Here is a 21,953-nt window from a genome sequence, read left to right on the forward strand (position 1 = left end):
TCCTCGGCTGGGCAGATTGTCAGGCCTTCTCGGGGACCTGTTTCAAGCCGCACAACTATAACAACAGCCGGCTGAAAGTCGATGCGAGAGCGTGTGATGCAGCCCACGCCCTGGCACATCATAAGCCCGTATTGCCGGTTCAACCCTGCATGATGCAGTCCACCGTATAACGATGGCCCTCGGGATGATCCTCGCGCTGCAGCCCATGCACATCGGCATCGAAGCCGGGAAAGCGCAGGGCAAAGCGCTGGGCGAAATCGAGGTAGTCGAGAATCGAGCGCGTCTCGGCGGTAAAGCGTTCGCCTGGCATGATCAGCGGTATACCCGGCGGATACGGCACCAGCATCACGGCTGCGATGCGCCCTTCCAGGGCATCGATCGGTACGGCCTCGACCTCGCCGCGCACCAGCTTGTCGTAGGCGTCAGCCGGCTTCAGTACCTGCTCCGGCAACGCGGTATACATGCGCCGCATGGCTTTTGCGGTGGCATTTTCCCGATAGCAGCCATGCAGTGCATCGCACAGATCGCGCAAGCCCATGCCGGCATAGAGGCTGCCACCGACGAGGGCCACGCTGGGCAATGCATCGCAGAGCGGAACGTTGTCGTCGTAGTGCCGCTTGAATTCCAGCAACTCGGTCAGCAGCGTGCTCCATTTACCCTTGGTGATGCCCATGGTGAACAGGACCAGCATCGAGTAGAGCCCGGTCTTCTCTACCACCAGGCCACGCTCCCAGAGAAACCGGCTGACCACCGCCGCCGGAATGCCGCGTTCACTGAGTTTGCCATGGGCGGTCAGGCCGGGCGTGGTCAGGGTCACCTTGATCGGGTCAAGCAGTACGTAATCCGCAGCGACATCACCGAAGCCGTGCCAGTCCGCCTCCGGCTGCAGCAGCCAGTCGGCAGTGGCCAGGGTCTCCGCGCCATCCGCGGTTTCCGGTTGCCAGATGCTGAACCACCAGTCATCCGCCGCCAGATGGCTGCGCAGATTGGCCAGCGCGCGGCGGAAGCTCAGCGCCTCATCGAAGGTTTCCTGGATCAGCGAGCGTCCCGCCGGACCTTCCATCATCGCCGAGGCCACATCCAGCGAGGCGAGGATGCCGTACTGCGGCGAGGTGGAGGTATGCATCATGAAGGCTTCGTTGAAGCGGTCGAGATCCAGCTGGCGCTGCTGGCTGTCGAGCACATGGATCATCGAGGCCTGGCTGAAGGCCGCCAGTACCTTGTGCGGCGAGTGGGTGGTGAATACCAGCGGCCCCTGCTCACGGGTATCCATGCCGTAGCGGCCATCGTAGAACTCGTGAAAGGCCGCGTAGGCGTACCAGGCCTCGTCGAAATGCAGCACGTCGACGCTGTTGCCCAGGGTGCGCTTGATCAGGTTGGCGTTGTAACAGAGGCCGTCGTAGGTCGAATTGGTCACTACTGCCAGCTTTACCCGTGGCGGTCGCCCACGCGCCAGCGGGTTGGCATCGATCTTGGCCTGAATGGAAGCCGGCGTGAACTCTTCCAGCGGAATCGGCCCGATGATGCCCAGCTCATTGCGCGACGGCGTGAGGTAGAGCGGAATCGCGCCGGTCATGATGATCGAATGCAGGATGGACTTGTGGCAGTTGCGATCCACCAGCACCAGGTCGTCCCGCGCCACCATCGAATGCCAGACGATCTTGTTGGCGGTCGAGGTGCCATTGATCACGAAAAAGGTGTGGTCGGCACCGAAGTTGCGCGCCGCGCGGGCTTCGGCGGCGGCCAGCGGCCCGGTGTGATCGAGCAGCGAACCCAGTTCCGGCACGGACACCGAAAGATCCGACCGCAGGGTGTTCTCGCCGAAGAACTGGTGGAAGGCCTGCCCCACCGGGCTCTTGCGGTAGGCCACGCCACCGCCGTGGCCCGGTGTGTGCCAGGAGTAGTTGGAGTCGCCGGTATGCTGCACCAGCGCGCGGAAGAACGGCGGCAGCAACCCGTCCAGGTAGTTGCGCGCGGCCCGTGCCACCTGCCGGGCCAGAAAAGGCACCGTATCCTCGAACAAGTAGAGCAACCCGCGTAGTTCGTTGAGATCGGCCATCGCTTCGGCGGGGGCGTTCTCGATGGTGATCTGCTCGCCGAGGGCGAAGATCGGCAGCTTTGGCGCCCGCCGTCGCGCCACGCGGATCAGGCCGACCACGTCCTGCAGCAACCGCTGGTTTTCCCCGGCACCTTCCGCCGCCACCAGGATGCAGGCCAGACCATGATGGGTGGACGCCACGATGCGTCCTTCGGCGGCGCTGCCGGTGGGCAGGATATGAAAACCGTCCTGCTCCAGTTCGGCGGCAATTTCGCGGACCCGTTCACCGGCTACCGTATCGGCCTTGATGTCTCGGTGAACGATGAGAATGGGAAATTTCAGGTCTTTGTGCATGAGGGTTTCCTGAAGGAGCGTTCCTTCAGGGTAGAAGCTTCGCCCCTCAAGCACCAAGCCTGAATAATGCGTGCTGGCTCAAGTCTGCCTCTCGCCTGCCTGTTCCAACTGCAACCACAGGGGTTGAGCCCCTGCCGCCTTCTCGATGGCCTGCATGCGTGCCGAGTGTGCGGCGATTTCCTCGGCATTGGCGCGCAGCACCTGAGTCAGCGGGCGCCCCGCTGGCAGGCGGCGAATCGGCGTGGCCTGCTGCCTGCCGCCGTTGTCACCCTCCGCCCCGTCTCCGGCCAGGGACAGGTTGGTCTGCCCGCCGGTCATGGTCAGCCAGACGTCGGCGAGGATCTCGGCATCGAGCAAGGCGCCGTGCAGCTCGCGACCGGAGTTGTCCACGCCGTAACGTTTGCACAGGGCGTCGAGACTGTTGCGCTGGCCGGGATGGCGCTCACGGGCCATCAGCAGGGTATCGAGAATGCTGCAGTGATCGCTCAGCTCGGCACGCTCGCGCTGGCCGAGCAGGGCGAATTCGTTGTTGATGAAGCCAACGTCGAACGCTGCATTGTGGATGATCAGCTGTGCGCCCTTGATGAACTCGAAGAACTCATCGGCGACATCCCTGAAGCGCGGTTTATCGACCAGAAACTCATTGTTGATGCCGTGCACCGCGATGGCGCCCTCGTCCACTTCCCGGTCCGGCTGCAGATAGACATGGTAATGCCGGCCCGTCAGGCGTCGACCGATGACCTCGACGCAGCCGATCTCGATGATGCGGTGGCCGTCGGTCACCGGCATGCCGGTGGTTTCTGTATCCAGCACTACGCTACGCATGTTCCCTTCTCTCAGGCAGTTTGTCGTTTGGCTTGTACCACGCCGCGATTGGCCAGCAGGTCGGCCTGTTCATTTCCGGGATGGCCGGTATGCCCGCGCACCCATTGCCAGGTCACCTGATGGCGGTTGACCTGCTCGTCGAGCAGCATCCAGAGATCGGCATTCTTTACCGGCTGTTTGGCGGCGGTTTTCCAGCCGCGCTTCTTCCAGTTGGGCATCCAGTCGTTGATACCCTGCATGACGTACTGGGAATCGGTGACCAGGCGCACCTGGCAGGGTCTTTTCAGCTCTTCCAGCGCACGAATGGCTGCCATCAGCTCCATACGGTTGTTGGTGGTCTGCGCCTCGCCGCCCCAGAGCTCGCGCCTCACGCCCTTGTAGATCAGCAACGCGCCCCAGCCGCCGGGGCCAGGATTGCCCTTGCAGGCACCATCGGTATAGATCTCGACCGCGTCATCACTCATGAAGATTACAGACCCTAGTGTTCGGCATCGCGCCGACTGACCTTCGCCACGGGCATCGGCAACAGCTGGCCCATGCGCTCGCGACGACTTTCCCGCAGGGGTCGCAGGCCCACCATCAGCTTGCGCGCCACCAGCAGATAGAAACCGCCCGTGGGCGCCTGCAACCGCTGGCCGATAGTTTCCAGTGCGGACAGTCGCGCCTGCCATTGGCTCGAAGAAAGCGGCGGACAATAGCATCCGAACCGGCGTTTCTCCAGTGCGAAGCCAAGCAGGTTCAGCCAGTCGCCGACCCGCGTCGGACGGATGCAGCGCGCCTGACGAAAAGCCTTGCGTGACAACAGGTGCGAGGCCCCCCAGGGGCTCCAGGGGTTGACGCCGATTATCAGCAGATGACCGCCCGGCCTGACGCTGCGTGCCGCTTCACGCAACAAGGCGTGTGGTGACAGGCTGAAATCGAGACCATGCTGCACCACCACGACATCAGCCGCATGTTCGCCAATCGGCCAGGATTGCTCCTCGCAGACGATTTCGACGCCTGGCAGCGGCGGCCCCAGTCGTACACTGCGCTTGAGCTTCTGCGGTTCGATGGGGGTATTGGCGAAAGGCCCGTAATGCACCAGGTAACTGCCGAAAAAGCGTCCGAGCTCCTGAGCCAGCACATACTGTTCATGTTCCAGCAGCTGTCGGCCTGCGGGACCGTCAAACCAGGCGCTGGTCTCGCTCATCAGCGCCAGCCAGGGGCTATCGGCCCCGGCGCACGGCTCATCACTCATGGCTCGGCTCCATTGATCGCTTCGGTCGTCAGGGCCGCAACTTGCGGTCGGTTCCACTTTCGAATCTGGCTGTTAGGATGCGCTTTTGCGATTGACTTGGCGACCCGCACTCATGTTGAAAATAGATGCTCTGCCCGCTTTCACCGATAACTACATCTGGCTGCTGCAGGATACGCAACGACAACGCTGTGCCGTGGTGGACCCCGGCGATGCCACTCCCGTTCAGCTCTGGCTGGATGCCCATCCAGGCTGGCAACTGACGGATATCCTCGTTACCCACCATCACCATGACCATGTCGGTGGTGTGCAGCAGCTCAAGGCGCAGTACGGCGCCAAGGTTTACGGTCCCGCCGCCGAGAAGATCCCCGCACTGGATCAGGGGCTCGCTGACGGCCAGCGCATCCGCATTCTGGAGCACGACCTGGAGGTGATCGAAGTTCCGGGGCATACCCTGGGCCATATCGCCTACTTCCATGACGATACCGATACACCCTGGCTGCTGAGCGGCGACACCCTGTTCGCCGCCGGTTGCGGACGCCTGTTCGAGGGGACTGCGGCACAGATGTTCGCATCGTTGCAGCGGCTGACAGCACTGCCTGCACGCACCCTGGTGTACTGCACCCATGAATACACCCTGAGCAACCTGCGCTTCGCCCAGGCCGTGGAACCCGACAATCGGGACATCGCCAGGCGCTTCGAACAGGTCACCCTGCTGCGCGAAGCCGGCCAGATCTCGCTGCCCTCTGACCTGCTGACCGAACGGGCGACCAATCCCTTCCTGCGCTGCGGCGAACCGAGCGTAGTGACGGCCTGCCAGCACAAGGGCCATCGAAGCGAAAACCCCGAAGCCGTATTCGCAGCGCTGAGAGCCTGGAAAGACAACTTCTGAGAAAGGCAGGGATCTGCTGCGCTTCGCAGCAGATCCCTGGCGATCGCGCTATGGCGCCATTCTGCGATGGTGGTTCGATAAAACGCTGAAAAAACGCCATTTGCGCTCGAACCTGGACCGCTTGTCGTTCAGCCGCCAGCTTTCCAGCGCTGTTTTCGGCTCTTTGAGCGCATGGCGCGATCACCCTGGCAGCAGATCCTGCACCAGTCCGCAAAACCGCAGCCTTTACTTGACCCACCGGAACGGCATTTCTACACTCCCCCGAATTTTGCGCCAGGGGAAGCCTTCAGCCAATGTCGTCCGACTCTTCGAATCGCCCATCTCCGGACGCCTTGGCAGCCTCCGGTCGGGTCCTGGCGCTGGCCATCTGTCTCGCTATAACCGGTTGCCAGAGCACCACTGTTTCGCGAGCACCGGCAATCAGTGCCGAGCCCCTCCCGGCCCCATCGCTGACACAGAAAACCCTGTGGCTGGAGCCACAGCCTGCCGAGCTCCAGTACCCGGACATCTGGGGTCGTATCAGGGACGGCTTCAAGCTCCAGGAACATCTGGACAGCAATCCACGCATCGAGCAACAGCGCCTGCTGTTTGCCGGTCGTCCCCAGTCCATCGAGATCGCCGGCGAGCGCGGCAGCCTTTATATCCATTACATCGTCGAGCAGCTGGAAGAGCGCAACATGCCGCTCGAACTGGCCTTGTTGCCCATCATCGAGAGCGCCTACAACCCGTTCGCCTATTCGCCGGCCCAGGCGATGGGCCTGTGGCAGTTCATTCCCTCGACGGGCCGCCACTTCAATCTGCAGCAGACCAACTGGTACGACGGCAGACGCGACATCACGGCTTCGACCGCTGCCGCGCTGCGCTACCTGTCCTATCTGCACGGGCTGTTCAACGATGACTGGCTTCTTGCGCTGGCGGCTTACAACGCCGGCGAGGGAACGGTCAGCCGCGCCATCGAGCGCAATCAGAAACTCGATTTGCCAACCGACTACTGGAATCTGCCGCTGCCCAAGGAAACCCGTGATTACGTGCCCAAGCTGCTGGCGCTCTCGCAGATGGTCCAGAGCCCCGAAGCCTACGGACTCAATCTGAGCCCTATCGCCAATGAGCCCTACTTCGAAGTGGTTGCCCTGAAGCAGCGGATGAATCTGGCCACCGTCGCGCAAATGGTGGACCTCGATGAAGATGAACTCTACCAGCTGAATCCGGCCTTCACCCGCCGCATCACCCTGGACGGCCCGCAGCATCTGCTGGTGCCAAGTGCAAAGGCAGAAATGCTGGCTGCCAACCTGGCACTGATGAAGCCACAGGATGCCGTCGATTGGCAGCAGTACAGGGTAAAGCCCGGCGATACCCTCGGAGCGATCGCCAACCGCCATCATCTGTCCGTCAACATCATCCGCGATATCAATCACCTCAAGAATGATCGTCTGCGCATCGGCCAGGTGCTCAGCCTTCCGCAACCCCGTGACGCGCGCCCACGCGAGCTACTGCACGCCGTTGCCCGAAGCCAGCCGGCATCTGGAAGCTACCAGGTCCGCAAGGGCGACAATCTCTGGGAAATTGCCAAGGCACAGAAGGTTTCGGTTCGCGATCTGCAACGCTGGAACAAGCTTTCCGGCAGCAGCCTCAAGGTGGGCCAGGTCTTGGCCATCCAGGCCGTTGAAGAAAGCCGTGGCAGTAACTCCGAACCGACCTACTACAAGGTCAGAAAAGGCGATTCGCTTTATGAAATCGCCAAACGCTTCAACGTGCGGCTCAATCATCTGAAGAGCTGGAATCCCGAGGACAGCACCCTGCTCAAGCCCGGCCAGACACTGACGCTGTATCTTGCGCCCTGAATGGCGCTGCAGCGGTGGCTGGCGGCTGTCATCTATTGACGCAAAGAGTGATGGATAGCGAGCTTTTTCCAGCGGATACAAGCTGTTACTGTAGCCGACCGAAAAGCCCGCAAGTGCCATGGATCGGATTTTCCGTTTGATGCGCCTCACCCTGCTGCTATTGATCTGCCTGGGATTGAGCTTCCCATCTTTCGCCGCCATCAGCGAAAGTCATGGTTATGCCCAGTTCGGCACACTCAAGTATCCCGAGAACTTTACCCACTTCGACTGGGCGAATCCCGATGCGCCCAAAGGTGGGCGGCTACGGTTGATGGCCGCAGGCAGCTTCGACACGCTCAACCCCTACACCTTCAAGGGCACCAGCCCTATCGCCACACCGGGCTTCTTTCAATACGGCATCAGCGAGCTGAACGAGACACTGATGGTGGGATCGGGCCTCTATGATCCTTCGGGCGACGAGCCAGCCTCGGTATACGGGCTGATCGCCGAAACCATCGAATACAGCGACGACCAGAGCTGGGTCGTGTTCAATCTGCGCGATTCGGCGCGCTTTCATGATGGTCATCCCATCACTGCCTACGATGTCGCCTTTTCCTATCGCCTGCTGCTCAGGGACGGCCATCCCCGCTATCGCACCGACCTGCAAGGCGTCAGGCGGGTCGACATCCTCAACCGCCACAAGATTCGCTTCGTGTTCGACAAGCCCGACAATACGCAGCTGATCATGCGGCTTGGCGAGCTGCCGGTACTGCCCCAGCATTACTGGAAGGACCGCGATTTTCGCGCCACGACGTTCGAGCCCCCGCTGGGTAGCGGCCCTTACCGCATCAGCAACGTCCAGCCCGGACGTCGCATCCAGTTCGAGCGGGTAAAGAACTGGTGGGGCGCGGAGCTCGCAGTCAATCGCGGCAAGTACAATTTCGACCGGGTCGAGGTCGAGTTCTACCGCGACAGCACCGTGGCCTTCGAGGCGTTCAAGGTGGGCGAGTTCGACTTCTATATCGAACACCAGGCGAAAAACTGGGCCAACGGCTATCAGTTTCCGGCGCTGTCCAGAGGCGAGGTGGTGCGCGCCGAGATCCCGCATCAGATCCCAACCCAGACCCAGGCCCTGTTCATGAATGGTCGCAGACCATTGTTTGCCGATATCAGGGTTCGCCAGGCACTGGGCATGCTGTTCGATTTCGAGTGGACCAACCGAGCCCTGTTCTACAGCGCCTACCAACGCAGCGAAAGTTACTATCCCAATAGCGATTTTGCCGCGACAGGCCGCCCGGAAGGCGGTGAATGGCTGTTGCTTTCACCGTTTCGCGAGCAGCTCCCTGCCGCGCTCTTTACCGAACCCTTCGAACTGCCAAGGACGGAGGGGCGCGGCATCCCACGCGATACCTTGCGCCAGGCCCTGGCACTGCTCAAGGACGCCGGCTGGAAACTGAAGCCCGAAGGCCTGCGCGATAAGAATGGCCGCCCGCTGCAATTCGAGATCCTGCTGGTCAACCCGCGTCTTGAGCGTATTCTTCAGCCTTATACCGGCAATCTCGCCCGCATCGGCATCCAGGCGCGCCTGCGCACCGTCGATGCCGCCCAGTACAAGCAGCGGCTGGATCAGTACGACTACGATATGATCCTGGCCACCCTGGGCCAGAGCCTCAGCCCCGGCCTGGAACAGTGGCTCTACTTTCATTCGAGCCAGGTGAATATCAAGGGAGGCCGCAACTATGCGGGGATCGCCAATCCGGTTATCGATCAGTTGCTCGACAGGCTGATCGCCGCAAAAACGCGCGAGGAGCAAGTTGCCGCTGCCCGCGCCATCGATCGTGTGCTGTTGTGGAACCACTACAGCATCCCCAACTGGTTCATCAGCAATCACCGTCTGGCGTACCGCAACCGGTTCGCCCATCTCACCACACCGCCCTACACCCTCGGGTTGCGCGCGTGGTGGTTGAAGGATTTGGAGAAGGCTCAATGACAAACAGCTTACGTTGGCCATCCCTGCAAGCAGGCATTCTTAGCCTCTGCTGCCTGGCCAGCTTCGCCACGGCAGCGCCACAGCACGCACTGACCCTGTATGGCGAAAAACCGAAATATGCCGCTGACTTCAGCCATTTCGAGTACACCAATCCCGATGCACCCAAAGGCGGCGTGCTGCGCCAGGCAGGTTTCGGCAGTTTCGATTCGCTCAATCCCTTCATCAACAAGGGCGTTGCCGCCGACGACATCGGGCTGATCTACGATACCCTGGCCACCAGCAGCCTCGACGAACCCTTCACCGTCTATGGCCTGCTGGCGGAAAAGATCGAAAAAGGCCCCAACAACCAGTGGGTACGCTTTCACCTGCGCCCCGAAGCGCGTTTCCATGACGGTGAGCCGGTCAAGGCCGAAGACGTCGTATTCACCTTCGAAACCCTGATCAGCCAGGGTGCGCCACATTATCGCGGCTACTATGCCGACGTCGAAAAAGTGGTCGCCGAGACGCCACGCCGGGTTCGCTTCGATTTCAAGCACGCCGGCAACCGTGAACTGCCGTTGATTCTCGGGCAGTTGCCGGTCCTGCCGAAACACTGGTGGGCCGAGCGCGATTTCGCCGCCACCAGCCTGGAGCCACCGCTGGGCAGCGGCCCCTACCGCGTGGAGCGGGTGCAGGCGGGGCGTTCGATCCGCTATGCCCGCGTCGAGGACTACTGGGGCAAGGACCTGCCGGTCAACCGCGGTTTCTACAACTTCGATCGGATAAGCCTGGACTACTACCGCGACAATACCGTGGCGTTGCAGGCCTTCAAGGCCGGGCATTTCGACTTCTGGGAAGAGCGCACCGCGAAGAACTGGGCGACCGCCTACAACATCGAAGCGGTGCGCAGCGGGCGCATCGTCAGGGACGAGATCGCCAATCACAACCCGCAGGGCATGCAGGGCTTCATCTTCAACATCCGCCGGGAACGCCTGCAGGACGTTCGGGTTCGGGAAGCCATCGCCCTGCTGTTCGATTTCGAATGGACCAACCGCCAGTTGTTCAACGGCGCTTATAACCGCACCCGGAGCTATTTCGACAACTCCGAACTGGCCTCCTCGGGACTGCCGGACGAGAAGGAACTGGCCCTGCTCGAACCCCTGCGAAATCAGATACCTGCAGAACTCTTCGAAAGACCTTTCGAGCTGCCGCGTTCCAGCGCCGATGGCGTGATTCGCGAACAGCAGCGCAAAGCCTACAAGCTGCTGACCGACGCAGGCTGGAAGATTCAGGATGACCGGATGGTCGACAACCTCGGCAAACCGGTCAAGCTTGAGTTTCTGCTGGTGCAGGCTGAATTCGAACGCGTGCTGCTGCCCTACAAGCGCAACCTGGCCGATCTGGGCATCGATCTGGAAATCCGCCGTGTGGATGTCTCGCAATACATCAACCGCTTGCGCTCACGCGACTACGACATGATCGTCAGTGGCTTCGGCCAGTCCAGCTCGCCGGGCAACGAGCAGCGTGAATATTGGCATTCGGCCAGTGCCGACAACCCCGGCAGCCGCAACTTCATCGGCCTGAAGGACCCGGCAATCGACACCCTGGTGGAAAAGCTGATCGCCGCCGACTCGCGCGAAGAGCTGATCACCCGCACCCGCGCGCTGGATCGCCTGCTGCTCTGGGGCCACTATGTCGTGCCCAACTGGCACATCAAGACCTGGCGGGTCGCCTACTGGAATCATCTGGCGCATCCGGCAATCACGCCCCGCAGCGATATCGGCCTGATGACCTGGTGGCACAAGCCCGATAGCGCGGCACCCGATCCGAACGCCAGCGACGAGCAGCCGCTCACTGAAGCGCAGGCCAGCAATCCTGCCCAACCAGACGCGGAGCGCTAGGAATGCTCGCCTATATCTTTCGCCGGCTGCTGCTGGTCATCCCGACCCTGTTCGGCATTCTGCTGATCAATTTCCTCATCATCCAGGCCGCACCCGGCGGCCCGGTCGAACAGGCCATCGCCAAGCTGGAAGGCTTCGAAGGCGCCACCAGCCGCATCGCCGGCGGCGGCTCGGAAGTGGCCGCCGCCGGCAACAACTATCGCGGTGCCCAGGGCCTCGACCCCGACCTGATCGCGGAGATCGAGCGCCTCTACGGCTTCGACAAACCGCCTGCGGAACGCTTCTGGATCATGCTCAGCAACTACCTGCGGCTGGATTTCGGCGAAAGTTTCTTTCGCGATGCCAAGGTGACCGACCTGATCATCGAAAAAATGCCGGTGTCGATCTCCCTGGGTCTGTGGAGCACCCTGATCATGTACCTGGCCTCGATCCCCCTGGGCATCGCCAAGGCCACGCGCCACGGCAGCCCGTTCGACGTCTGGACCAGCTCGGCGATCATTATCGGCTATGCCATCCCGGCCTTCCTGTTCGCCATCCTGCTGATCGTGCTGTTCGCCGGTGGCAGCTACTGGAACTGGTTTCCACTCCGAGGGCTGACCTCGGGCAACTTCGACGAGCTGACGCTGGGCGGCAAGATCCTCGACTACTTCTGGCACCTGGCGCTGCCCGTCACCGCCCTGGTCATCGGTAACTTCGCGACCCTGACGCTGCTGACCAAGAACAGCTTTCTCGACGAGATCAACAAGCAGTACGTCATCACCGCCCGCGCCAAGGGCCTGAGCAAGAACCGGGTGCTCTACGGGCACGTGTTCCGCAATGCGATGCTGATCATCATCGCCGGCTTTCCGGCAGCCTTCATCGGCATGTTCTTCACTGGCTCGCTGCTGATCGAGGTGATCTTCTCCCTCGATGGCCTGGGACTGCTCAGCTTCGAGGCGGCGATCAACCGTGACTACCCGGTGGTGTTCGGCACCCTCTTTCTTTTTACCCTGCTGGGACTGGTAGTGAAGCTGATCGGTGACCTGACCTACACCCTGGTCGATCCACGCATCGATTTCGAAAGCAGGGAGGCCTGATGACACTGTCCCCCCTCAATCAGCGCCGTTTTGCCCTGTTCAAATCGCATAAGCGCGGCTGGTGGTCACTGTGGCTGTTTCTCGCATTGTTCATTCTCAGTCTCGGTGCTGAACTGGTCGCCAATGACAAGCCCATCGTAGTGCGCTACGACGGTGAATGGTTTTTCCCGGTGTTCAAGCGCTACCCGGAAACCCGCTTCGGTGGCGAGTTTCCCATGCAGGCCAACTACAAGAGCCCATACATACAGGAACTGATCGAGGAGAAGGATGGCTGGATGATCTGGCCGCCGATTCCGTTCAGCTATTCCAGCATCAACTATGATCTGCAGGTGCCCGCGCCCGGCCCGCCCTCGACAACCAACTGGCTGGGCACCGACGACCAGGGCCGCGACGTGCTCGCCCGCATCATCTACGGCTTTCGCATCTCGGTGCTGTTTGCGCTGACCCTGACCCTGATCAGTTCGGTCATCGGCGTGATCGCTGGCGCCCTGCAGGGCTTCTACGGCGGCTGGGTCGATCTGCTCGGCCAGCGGGTGCTGGAAATCTGGTCCGGGTTGCCGGTGCTCTATCTGCTGATCATCCTCGCCAGCTTCGTGCAGCCGAACTTCTGGTGGCTGCTGGGCATCATGCTGCTGTTCTCCTGGATGAGCCTGGTCGATGTGGTGCGCGCCGAGTTCCTGCGCGGACGCAATCTCGAATACGTGCGTGCCGCGCGGGCACTGGGCATGGGCAATGGCGCCATCATGTTCCGCCATATCCTGCCCAACGCCATGGTCTCGACCATGACCTTCATGCCCTTCATCCTCACCGGCGCCATCGGCACGCTGACGGCCCTGGATTTTCTCGGCTTCGGCCTGCCGCCCGGAGCACCCTCGCTCGGTGAGCTGGTAGCCCAGGGCAAGTCGAACCTGCAGGCGCCCTGGCTGGGCATCAGTGCCTTTATGGTGCTGGCGATCATGCTGAGCCTGCTGGTATTCATCGGCGAGGCCGCTCGCGATGCCTTCGACCCCAGGAAATAGCATGGCTGAGAATCTGATAGAAGTGCGCGACCTGGCCGTCGAGTTCGTCAACGTGGACAGAGCGCAACGCGTCGTCGAAGGCGTCAGTTTCGACATTCGCAAGGGCGAAACCCTGGCGCTGGTGGGTGAAAGCGGCTCGGGCAAATCCGTCACGGCCCATTCGATACTGCGACTGCTGCCCTACCCGCTTGCCAGGCACCCAGCCGGAGAAATCCGTTATGCGGGCGAGGACCTGCTCAAGGCGGACGAGAAACGCATGCGGCAGATACGCGGCAATCGCATCGCCATGGTGTTTCAGGAGCCCATGACTTCGCTGAATCCGCTGCACACGGTCGGTACCCAGATCAACGAGGTGCTGCAGCTGCACAAGGGGCTGAGGGGCAAGGCGGCCAGCGCCCGCACCCTGGAACTGCTGGAACTGGTGGGCATACCGGAACCGAAAAAACGCATTCGCGCCTATCCACACGAGCTTTCCGGCGGTCAGCGCCAGCGCGTGGTAATCGCCATGGCGCTGGCCAACGAACCCGAACTGCTGATCGCCGACGAACCCACCACGGCGCTGGATGTCACGGTACAGCTGAAAATCCTTGAGCTGCTCAAGGAATTGCAGGCACGCCTGGGCATGTCCTTGCTGCTGATCAGCCATGATCTCAATCTGGTTCGGCGCATTGCGCATCGCGTATGTGTCATGCAGCGCGGTCGCATCGTCGAACAGGCGTCGTGCGAGGAGTTGTTTCACAAACCGCAGCATCCCTATACCCAGGAATTGCTCGCAGCCGAGCCCAGCGGCGACCCGGCACCAGCCGAGCCTGCGCCACCCCTGCTGGAAGTGCAGGACCTGCGGGTCTGGTTCCCGATCAAGAAGGGCTTGCTGCGGCGCACGGTGGACCATATCAAGGCTGTCGATGGCGTCACCTTCAGCCTGCCCAGAGGGCAGACACTGGGAATTGTTGGCGAAAGCGGCTCCGGCAAGTCAACATTGGGGCTCGCGATACTGCGTTTGCTGTCCAGTCGCGGCGAGATACGTTTTCAGGACCAGGCGCTGGAGAAGATGTCCCAGCGCGCGGTACGCCCCCTGCGGCGGCAGATGCAGGTGGTGTTCCAGGACCCTTTCGGCAGCCTCAGCCCACGAATGTCCGTCGGCCAGATCGTTGGCGAAGGCCTCGACATTCATGGAATGGGCAACGCCGAGGAACAGGCGCAGGCGATCATCGATGCGCTGGTCGAGGTAGGGCTCGACCCGGAGACTCGCCATCGCTATCCCCACGAATTTTCCGGGGGCCAGCGACAGCGTATCGCCATTGCCAGGGCCCTGGTGCTCAAACCCGAGCTGATTCTGCTCGACGAGCCGACCTCTGCCCTGGATAGAACCGTACAACGGCAGGTTGTGGAGCTACTGCGCTCGCTTCAGGCCAAGTACAACCTGACCTACCTGTTCATCAGCCACGATCTGGCGGTGGTACGGGCGCTGAGCCACCAGATGATGGTGGTCAAGCAAGGCAAGGTAGTTGAACAGGGTGCGGCCAGGACCATCTTCGCCGCGCCCCAACATCCATATACACAGCAGTTGCTGGAGTCCGCCTTCATGGCGCCAGCGGCTGAACAACCAGAAGAGGGACAAGCACATGGGTTTTCTTAGCGGCAAGCGCGTACTGATCGTTGGCGTTGCCAGCAAACTTTCGATCGCCTCGGGCATCGCGGCGGCCATGCACCGCGAAGGCGCCGAGCTGGCGTTCACCTATCAGAACGAGAAGCTCAAGGGCCGTGTCGAAGAGTTCGCCGCGAGCTGGGGCTCGGGTCCGGAACTGTGCTTCCCCTGCGATGTGGCCAACGACGATGAAATCGCCCAGGTCTTTAGCGAACTGGGCAAGAAGTGGGATGGCCTGGACGGCATCGTCCATTCCGTGGGCTTCGCGCCGGGCGACCAGCTCGATGGCGACTTCACCGACGTCACCACCCGTGACGGCTTCAAGATCGCCCACGACATCAGCGCCTACAGCCTGGTGGCCCTGGCCAAGGCCGGGCGTCCGATGATGAAGGGCCGCAACGGCTCCATCCTCACCCTGTCCTACCTCGGTGCCGAGCGCACCATGCCCAACTACAACGTCATGGGTATGGCCAAGGCCAGTCTTGAAGCCGGCGTCCGCTACCTGGCCGGCAGCCTTGGCCCGGAAGGCACCCGCGTCAATGCGGTTTCCGCCGGCCCGATCCGCACGCTCGCAGCATCCGGCATCAAGAGCTTCCGCAAGATGCTCGCCGCCAACGAGAAGCAGACTCCGCTGCGTCGCAACGTGACCATCGAGGAAGTTGGTAACGCTGGCGCCTTCCTCTGCTCGGATCTCGCTTCCGGCATCAGCGGTGAAATCCTCTATGTCGATGGCGGCTTCAACACCACTGCCATGGGTGCCATCGAAGACTGATTCTGCACGCCGGAAAAAGTCGTAAAAAAACCGCACCCAGGTGCGGTTTTTTGTTTGTGCAATCCAAGCGCTTACGAACTTGTAAGCGCCCGGCCAGCCGATACGGATCAGAAGGTCTCGATCTTGGCCTCGGCATGCTGCATTTCACGGTAGGCCGCGAAATCCTGCTGGCCGCTGCGTGAGGCCAGGAAGCGGCGATAGCTCTGCTTGTCCTGCTCGGAAAGCTCGGCATTCGGTTCGCTGACGCCCTCCAGGCGAATGACGACGAAATCACCGTTACCGAGACGAACGCTGCCATAGCTTGGCTTGTCGCTCGCTTCCGGGCGTGGCATACGGAACGCTTGCTGCAGCACGGCAGGTTCAACGCCTTCCTGACTGCGTGAGGCGGCCTCTGTCGCCTGCCACTGCCCTTCAACCTGCTCGCCGTCACGCAGTGCGTTCAGCAGGCGCTGGCCTTCCTCGCTGGCTTTCTGGGCTGCCTCGCTCTGCTGCAACTGGGCAATGATACCCTCCTTCACCGCATCGAACGCCATAACTTCAGGCTGCAGATGCTGCTTGACCCGCACGACGACGGCGGTATCCGGGTCCAGTTCGATAATGCCGCTGTTGGCACCATCAACCAGAATTTCATCGCTGAATGCCGTCTGAATAACCTGACGATTGGCGGCGATGCCGTTGCCCCCTTCGCGACCGAAGGCCTCGGTGGTCTGCACGGTCAGCGCCAACTCCTGCGCTGGCTGGGCCAGATCGGAAGACTCGAAGGCATAGTCTTCCAGTTGCTTGCTGACTTCCACGAAGCGCTGTTCGACCTGTTGCGCCTTGAGCTCACGCACCAGTTCGGGCCTCAGGCTTTCCAGTGCCGGTACTTCGGGCGACTGAATGCCCAGCAGCTTGATCAGATGCCAGCCGAACTCCGAACGTACGGGCTCCGACACCTGATCCTGTGCCAGCGCATAGAGCGCATCCTCGAAGTCAGGATCGTAAACGCCAGGACCGGCAAAGCCCAGATCCCCACCCTCGCCAGCGGAGCCGGGGTCCTCGGAGACTTCCTTGGCCAGCGCCGCGAAATCTTCACCAGCAGCCAGGCGCTGGGCGATTTCATCGATTTTCGCCTTTGCCTCGGTGTCGCCTGAACCATCCGACTCGATCAGGATATGTGCCGCGCGGCGCTGCTCCGCCAGGTTCGCGATACGCTGCTGATACAGGCTTTGCACCTGCTCATCGGTGACATCGACCTGATCGAAGAAAGACTCCTTGTTCAGCTCGATGTAGTCCAGCACAACCTGTTCGGGTGAACGGAAACGGTCCGTATTCTGCTCGTAGTATTCACGTGCCTGCTCCTCGCTCACCTCGACCGCAGTGTTATCTGCAGGCACTGTAACGATTGCGAAGTCACGGGTTTGCTGCTCAAGGCGTGCGAAGTGCTGGATCTGCTCATCGGTAACGAAACCGGAAGCGCCGATACCCGCCTGGAGCTGGCCTACCAGCATTTCCTGGCGGAGCAGATCGCGGAACTGAAGCCTTGTGTAGCCCAGTTGCTGAATGAACTGGTCGAAGCGGCCAGCGTTGAACACGCCATCGACGGCAAATTCGGGCGTTTGCAGAATCAACTGGTCGAGTGCTGTATCGGAGAAGGCGAAATCAGCCTTGCGTGCGCCCTGCAACAGCAGGGTCTGGTCGATCAGACCGCGCAGGGAGGATTCACGAACCAGTCGATCATCCAGCAGCGAAGGATCGAAATCGCCACCCAGTTGCTGGACCAGCTGCCGGCGCTGCATATTCATCGCCTGATTGAGATTGTCCAGCGAGATTTCCTCGCCATTCACCTCAGCGGCATTACGGCTGCTGCCCGATGTGTTGAAAATGGCTTCGAAGCCCGTCAGCGCCAGTAGCATGACGATAATGCCGATGATGGTCTTGGCAATCCAGCCTTGTGAATTGTCCCTGATATTCTGAAGCATGCATCCCCCAGGAGTCAGCTGCGCAAAGTCACTGCAGCACGGGTGGAATCCGGATAAAAAGAAAGGCGCATCCGGGGATGCGCCTTCTCGGAGCTTTTGGAGCGGTTGGACTTGGTTTCAAGCCCGACTGCAACAGGCATGGCCTACAGGTAACCGCTCCATGGCAGGGTCAGAACGAGCTGACAACCGGCCGGATCGAAAGCGCTTAGTTGACCGCGTCTTTCAGAGCCTTGCCAGCCTTGAAGCCCGGAATCTTGGCCGCGGCAATGTTGATCGGCTTGCCAGTCTGAGGGTTGCGGCCAGTGCGTGCGGCGCGCTCCTTGACAGCGAAAGTACCGAAACCAACCAGCACCACGGAATCACCAGCCTTCAGAGCGCCAGTGACGGATTCAATCACTGCATCCAGCGCGCGGCCAGCAACAGCTTTCGGGATATCAGCAGATGCAGCGATGGCATCGATCAGTTCCGACTTGTTCACTCTAAGTCCCCTTATTTCTGTTGAGTCGTATCTTTAATTTTGGGTGTAGGCAAAACGGTGCTGAAACGCCAGCGACACGAAGGGCCGGTTTATATCAAGGGCGCCGAAAATATGTCAACAAAGCCTTTCAGGCTAATGCGTGCTGATTCGCTCCTTGGAATCAGACTCGCGCTTGTCTTCCTTCGCAACGATATCGGGAGCCGCGTCAGGCAAGGGCTCCGGCGCGTATTGCAGCGCAATTTGGAGGACTTCGTCAATCCACTTCACAGGTTTAATCTGCAGGTCCTGCTTAATATTCTCGGGAATCTCTTTCAGATCACGCTGATTCTCTTCAGGGATGATCACTGTTCTGATGCCGCCCCGGTGCGCAGCCAGCAGTTTCTCTTTCAGCCCGCCGATGGCCAGCACCTGTCCGCGCAGAGTGATTTCGCCGGTCATGGCGACCTCCGCGCGTACCGGAATTTGTGTCAGGGCCGACACCAGCGCCGTACACATGCCAATACCGGCGCTTGGGCCGTCCTTCGGCGTTGCCCCTTCCGGAACATGAATATGGATATCCTGTTTTTCATGGAAATCCGGCGCAATGCCCATACTGGCGGCACGGCTGCGGACCACGGTCAGCGCTGCGGTAATGGATTCGCCCATCACGTCCCCCAGAGAGCCGGTCTTGGTCAGCCGGCCCTTGCCAGGCACCACCGCCGCTTCGATCGTGAGCAGTTCGCCCCCGACCTGGGTCCAGGCCAACCCGGTTACCTGGCCGACCTGATCCTCCAGTTCGGCGAGGCCATAACGGAACTTGCGCACGCCCAGAAAGTGCTCAAGCGTCTCGCAGGTGACCGTTACCGCGAAGCTCTTCTGGGCAGCATGTTCCTTGACCACCTTGCGGCAGACCTTCGCCACTTGGCGCTCCAGACCACGAACGCCGGCCTCGCGGGTGTAGTAGCGGATGATGTCGCGAATCGCGTCTTCGTCGAACTGCAGTTCGGACTTCTTCAGTCCGTTGGCCTGGACCTGCTTGGGCACCAGATAACGGATGGCGATGTTGATCTTTTCGTCCTCGGTGTAGCCGGGAAGACGAATCACCTCCATGCGGTCGAGCAAGGCCGGAGGGATGTTCATCGAGTTGGCGGTACAGAGGAACATCACATCCGACAGGTCGTAATCGACCTCAAGGTAGTGGTCATTGAAATTATGGTTCTGTTCCGGGTCCAGCACCTCAAGCAGCGCCGAGGCCGGATCGCCACGCATGTCGTTGCCCATCTTGTCGATTTCATCGAGCAGGAACAGCGGGTTGCGCACGCCTACCTTGGTCATCTTCTGGATCAGGCGCCCCGGCATCGAACCGATATAGGTACGCCGATGACCGCGAATTTCCGCCTCGTCACGCACCCCGCCCAGCGCCATCCGGACGAACTTGCGGTTGGTGGAACGGGCAATGGACTCGGCCAGAGAGGTTTTACCGACACCAGGCGGCCCGACCAGGCAGAGCACCGGGCCCTTGAGCTTCTTCACGCGCTTCTGCACGGCCAGGTATTCGAGGATGCGGTCCTTGACCTCCTCCAGCCCGTAGTGATCGGCATCGAGCACTTCCTCGGCCTTGGCCAGATCCAGGCGCACCTTGCTGGCGGCCTTCCACGGCACATTGACCAGCCAGTCGATGTAGGTCCGCACCACCGTGGCCTCGGCTGACATCGGCGACATCTGCTTGAGCTTGTTCAGCTCGGTCGTCGCCTTGGCATGGGCGTCCTTGCTCAGGCCTGCATTCTCGATGCGCTTTTTCAGGTCATCGATTTCGTTGTGTCCTTCGTCGATATCGCCCAGCTCTTTCTGAATGGCCTTCATCTGCTCATTCAGATAGTACTCGCGCTGGCTACGCTCCATCTGTTTCTTGACGCGACCGCGAATACGCTTTTCGACCTGCAGCAGGTCGATCTCGGCATCCAGCAGCGCCATGACATGCTCGACCCGGGCCGGCAGATCGGTCACTTCCAGAATGGCCTGCTTCTGCTCGATCCTGAGTGCCATATGGGCGGCCATGGTATCGACCAGGCGCGCCGGCTCGACAATGCTCGCCAGAGACGACAGCACCTCGGAAGGCACCTTCTTGCCGAGCTGAACGTACTGCTCGAACTGACTCAGCAGGCTGCGAGTAAAGACTTCCGCTTCGCGCGCTTCGATGTCCGCCTCATCGATCAGCGATACATCGGCACGGCAGTGATCTTCGAGCTCGATAAAACGCTCCATGGCGCCACGCTGCTCGCCTTCAACCAGCACCTTGACGGTCCCATCCGGCAGCTTGAGCAGCTGCAGTACGGTTGCCACCGTACCTACACGGTAGAGGCCTTCCTCAGTTGGATCATCGTCCGCCGGGTTCTTCTGAGCCACCAGCAGGATCTGCTTGTCGCCTGCCATCGCCGATTCGAGCGCTTCGATGGATTTTTCACGGCCAACGAACAGCGGTATCACCATGTGCGGGTAGACCACGACATCGCGCAGCGGCAAAAGGGGCAATTCGATGGTTGTCTTCATAAAATTCAGCTCTACGACGGCCATACGGCGGTAAACGGGAAACACCATGCCGGCTAAGATGAGGGCACGCTGGGCAAAAAACAAGGATGGGACAGAAAAGCAAAGGGGCCGAAAAGGCCCCTTTGTTCGTTACGCGTCCGGCGCAGCCTTGGCGGGTGGCTCGTTGTTTTCGTAAATCAGCAACGGCTGCGAGGTCCCCTCGATGACACTCTCATCGATCACTACCTTGCCGACATCCTTCTGCGAAGGAATCTCGTACATGGTGTCGAGTAGAATGCCTTCGAGAATCGAACGCAGACCGCGTGCTCCGGTCTTGCGCTCCAGTGCGCGCGTAGCCACTGCCTTGAGGGCGTCCGGACGGAACTCAAGCTCCACACCTTCAAGCTCGAACAGCTTGGCGTACTGTTTGGTCAGTGCGTTCTTCGGCTCGGTGAGAATCTGCACCAGTGCCGCCTCATCCAGCTCATCGAGCGTCGCGATAACCGGCAGGCGGCCCACGAATTCCGGAATCAGGCCGAACTTGACCAGATCATCCGGCTCGACCACGCGCAGCGATTCACCGATCTTCTTGCCGACATCCTTGCTGCGCACTTCGGCATTAAAACCGATGCCGCCCTGGGTCGAACGCGCCTGGATAACCTTTTCCAGACCGGCGAAGGCGCCGCCACAGATGAACAGGATGTTGCGCGTATCGACCTGCAGGAATTCCTGCTGCGGATGCTTGCGACCGCCCTGAGGCGGAACAGAGGCAACCGTGCCCTCGATCAGTTTGAGCAATGCCTGCTGCACACCCTCGCCCGACACGTCGCGGGTGATGGAGGGGTTGTCGGATTTGCGCGAAATCTTGTCGATTTCATCGATATAGACGATGCCCATCTGGGCCTTTTCCACATCGTAATCGCACTTCTGCAGCAGTTTCTGGATGATGTTTTCGACATCTTCTCCGACATAACCGGCTTCGGTCAGAGTGGTCGCATCGGCGATGGTGAAAGGTACGTTGAGCAAGCGCGCCAGTGTTTCGGCCAGCAGTGTCTTGCCGGAACCGGTAGGACCGATCAGCAGGATGTTGCTCTTGCCCAGTTCGATCTCTTCCTTCTTGTCGCGCTGGTTCAAACGCTTGTAATGGTTGTACACAGCCACTGCGAGGATTTTCTTCGCGCGCTCCTGACCAATGACGTACTGGTCGAGAATGCCGCTGATTTCCTTGGGCGCAGGCAGTTTTTGCGCGCTGCTTTCGGCCTGGGCTTCCTGCACCTCCTCACGGATGATGTCGTTGCACAGGTCGACGCACTCGTCGCAGATAAAGACCGAGGGGCCGGCAATCAATTTGCGCACTTCATGCTGGCTTTTGCCGCAGAAAGAGCAATAGAGCAGCTTGCCGGAATCCTCGCCGTTACGGGTATCAGTCATTCGATCGATCCAATCGGGGAAGGCTTG

Annotated in this window: 16 protein-coding genes; 8 read left to right on the forward strand and 8 right to left on the reverse strand. The window is 60.7% G+C overall.

What is annotated here, in order from left to right; all coding sequences use genetic code 11:
* Positions 1-139: 139 nt before the first annotated feature.
* The 4 genes from ACYCFC_RS07885 to ACYCFC_RS07900 form a co-directional block, all read right to left on the reverse strand.
* The gene (locus ACYCFC_RS07885) at positions 140-2,392 is read right to left on the reverse strand and encodes an Orn/Lys/Arg family decarboxylase (protein WP_181085330.1); all 2,253 of its coding nucleotides are present in this window, start codon (positions 2,390-2,392) and stop codon (positions 140-142) included.
* Between the two features lie 78 nt (positions 2,393-2,470).
* Positions 2,471-3,217, reverse strand: coding sequence for a DNA polymerase III subunit epsilon (dnaQ, locus tag ACYCFC_RS07890; protein ID WP_459653615.1), 747 nt, complete (start codon positions 3,215-3,217; stop codon positions 2,471-2,473).
* 11 nt (positions 3,218-3,228) lie between these two features.
* On the reverse strand, positions 3,229-3,681 hold the full coding sequence (gene rnhA, locus ACYCFC_RS07895; protein WP_181085326.1) for a ribonuclease HI: 453 nt from the start codon (positions 3,679-3,681) through the stop codon (positions 3,229-3,231).
* Positions 3,682-3,695: 14 nt separating this feature from the next.
* Positions 3,696-4,454, reverse strand: a complete 759-nt coding sequence (locus ACYCFC_RS07900) for a class I SAM-dependent methyltransferase (protein WP_459653616.1) — start codon at positions 4,452-4,454, stop codon at positions 3,696-3,698.
* Positions 4,455-4,566: 112 nt separating this feature from the next.
* Between ACYCFC_RS07900 and gloB the strand changes: the two genes are divergently transcribed.
* The 8 genes from gloB to fabI all read left to right on the forward strand — a co-directional run bounded on the left by gloB (position 4,567) and on the right by fabI (position 15,548).
* Entirely contained in the window at positions 4,567-5,343 is a 777-nt protein-coding gene (gene gloB, locus ACYCFC_RS07905; protein WP_459653617.1) for a hydroxyacylglutathione hydrolase, read from the forward strand.
* 293 nt (positions 5,344-5,636) lie between these two features.
* Entirely contained in the window at positions 5,637-7,184 is a 1,548-nt protein-coding gene (locus ACYCFC_RS07910) for a lytic transglycosylase domain-containing protein (protein WP_459653618.1), read from the forward strand.
* A 139-nt stretch (positions 7,185-7,323) separates the two neighbouring features.
* The gene (locus ACYCFC_RS07915) at positions 7,324-9,153 is read left to right on the forward strand and encodes an extracellular solute-binding protein (protein ID WP_459653968.1); all 1,830 of its coding nucleotides are present in this window, start codon (positions 7,324-7,326) and stop codon (positions 9,151-9,153) included.
* A complete protein-coding gene (locus ACYCFC_RS07920; protein ID WP_459653619.1) occupies positions 9,150-11,033 on the forward strand; it encodes an extracellular solute-binding protein in 1,884 nt (627 codons plus the stop codon). Before ACYCFC_RS07915 ends, ACYCFC_RS07920 begins: the two co-directional genes overlap by 4 nt.
* 2 nt (positions 11,034-11,035) lie before the next feature.
* Positions 11,036-12,109 (forward strand): microcin C ABC transporter permease YejB, encoded by a 1,074-nt coding sequence (locus ACYCFC_RS07925; RefSeq protein WP_181085316.1) that lies wholly within the window; start codon positions 11,036-11,038, stop codon positions 12,107-12,109.
* Positions 12,109-13,128 carry an ABC transporter permease gene (locus tag ACYCFC_RS07930; protein ID WP_181085314.1) on the forward strand — a complete coding sequence of 340 codons (1,020 nt, stop codon included), beginning with the start codon at positions 12,109-12,111 and terminating at the stop codon, positions 13,126-13,128. The genes ACYCFC_RS07925 and ACYCFC_RS07930 overlap by 1 nt, the downstream gene beginning before the upstream one ends.
* A gap of 1 nt (position 13,129) precedes the next feature.
* Entirely contained in the window at positions 13,130-14,767 is a 1,638-nt protein-coding gene (locus ACYCFC_RS07935) for an ABC transporter ATP-binding protein (RefSeq protein ID WP_459653620.1), read from the forward strand.
* A complete protein-coding gene (gene fabI, locus ACYCFC_RS07940; protein ID WP_181085310.1) occupies positions 14,754-15,548 on the forward strand; it encodes an enoyl-ACP reductase FabI in 795 nt (264 codons plus the stop codon). Before ACYCFC_RS07935 ends, fabI begins: the two co-directional genes overlap by 14 nt.
* A 107-nt stretch (positions 15,549-15,655) precedes the next feature.
* Here fabI and ACYCFC_RS07945 read toward each other — a convergent pair whose 3' ends face one another.
* The 4 genes from ACYCFC_RS07945 to clpX form a co-directional block, all read right to left on the reverse strand.
* Positions 15,656-17,509, reverse strand: coding sequence for a SurA N-terminal domain-containing protein (locus ACYCFC_RS07945; protein ID WP_459653621.1), 1,854 nt, complete (start codon positions 17,507-17,509; stop codon positions 15,656-15,658).
* Between the two features lie 205 nt (positions 17,510-17,714).
* Positions 17,715-17,987 carry a nucleoid-associated protein HU-beta gene (hupB, locus tag ACYCFC_RS07950; RefSeq protein WP_003282502.1) on the reverse strand — a complete coding sequence of 91 codons (273 nt, stop codon included), beginning with the start codon at positions 17,985-17,987 and terminating at the stop codon, positions 17,715-17,717.
* 132 nt (positions 17,988-18,119) lie between these two features.
* Positions 18,120-20,516: an endopeptidase La gene (lon, locus tag ACYCFC_RS07955; RefSeq protein ID WP_181085306.1), complete on the reverse strand. Its 2,397-nt coding sequence runs from the start codon at positions 20,514-20,516 to the stop codon at positions 18,120-18,122.
* Between the two features lie 129 nt (positions 20,517-20,645).
* Positions 20,646-21,926, reverse strand: a complete 1,281-nt coding sequence (gene clpX, locus ACYCFC_RS07960; RefSeq protein WP_181085305.1) for an ATP-dependent Clp protease ATP-binding subunit ClpX — start codon at positions 21,924-21,926, stop codon at positions 20,646-20,648.
* Between the last annotated feature and the right edge of the window lie 27 nt (positions 21,927-21,953).

The organism is Stutzerimonas sp. NM35 (genome assembly GCF_054604355.1).

Excerpts from the sequence above, each read along its gene's own strand:
- gloB (WP_459653617.1), top strand. The coding sequence starts at position 4,567 with ATGTTGAAAATAGATGCTCTGCCCGCTTTCACCGATAACTACATCTGG.
- ACYCFC_RS07930 (WP_181085314.1), top strand. The coding sequence starts at position 12,109 with ATGACACTGTCCCCCCTCAATCAGCGCCGTTTTGCCCTGTTCAAATCG.
- lon (WP_181085306.1), bottom strand. The coding sequence starts at position 20,516 with ATGAAGACAACCATCGAATTGCCCCTTTTGCCGCTGCGCGATGTCGTG.
- ACYCFC_RS07920 (WP_459653619.1), top strand. The coding sequence starts at position 9,150 with ATGACAAACAGCTTACGTTGGCCATCCCTGCAAGCAGGCATTCTTAGC.
- ACYCFC_RS07900 (WP_459653616.1), bottom strand. The coding sequence starts at position 4,454 with ATGAGTGATGAGCCGTGCGCCGGGGCCGATAGCCCCTGGCTGGCGCTG.
- rnhA (WP_181085326.1), bottom strand. The coding sequence starts at position 3,681 with ATGAGTGATGACGCGGTCGAGATCTATACCGATGGTGCCTGCAAGGGC.
- ACYCFC_RS07885 (WP_181085330.1), bottom strand. The coding sequence starts at position 2,392 with ATGCACAAAGACCTGAAATTTCCCATTCTCATCGTTCACCGAGACATC.
- ACYCFC_RS07945 (WP_459653621.1), bottom strand. The coding sequence starts at position 17,509 with ATGCTTCAGAATATCAGGGACAATTCACAAGGCTGGATTGCCAAGACC.
- clpX (WP_181085305.1), bottom strand. The coding sequence starts at position 21,926 with ATGACTGATACCCGTAACGGCGAGGATTCCGGCAAGCTGCTCTATTGC.
- ACYCFC_RS07915 (WP_459653968.1), top strand. The coding sequence starts at position 7,324 with ATGCGCCTCACCCTGCTGCTATTGATCTGCCTGGGATTGAGCTTCCCA.
- dnaQ (WP_459653615.1), bottom strand. The coding sequence starts at position 3,217 with ATGCGTAGCGTAGTGCTGGATACAGAAACCACCGGCATGCCGGTGACC.
- fabI (WP_181085310.1), top strand. The coding sequence starts at position 14,754 with ATGGGTTTTCTTAGCGGCAAGCGCGTACTGATCGTTGGCGTTGCCAGC.
- ACYCFC_RS07910 (WP_459653618.1), top strand. The coding sequence starts at position 5,637 with ATGTCGTCCGACTCTTCGAATCGCCCATCTCCGGACGCCTTGGCAGCC.
- ACYCFC_RS07925 (WP_181085316.1), top strand. The coding sequence starts at position 11,036 with ATGCTCGCCTATATCTTTCGCCGGCTGCTGCTGGTCATCCCGACCCTG.
- ACYCFC_RS07935 (WP_459653620.1), top strand. The coding sequence starts at position 13,130 with ATGGCTGAGAATCTGATAGAAGTGCGCGACCTGGCCGTCGAGTTCGTC.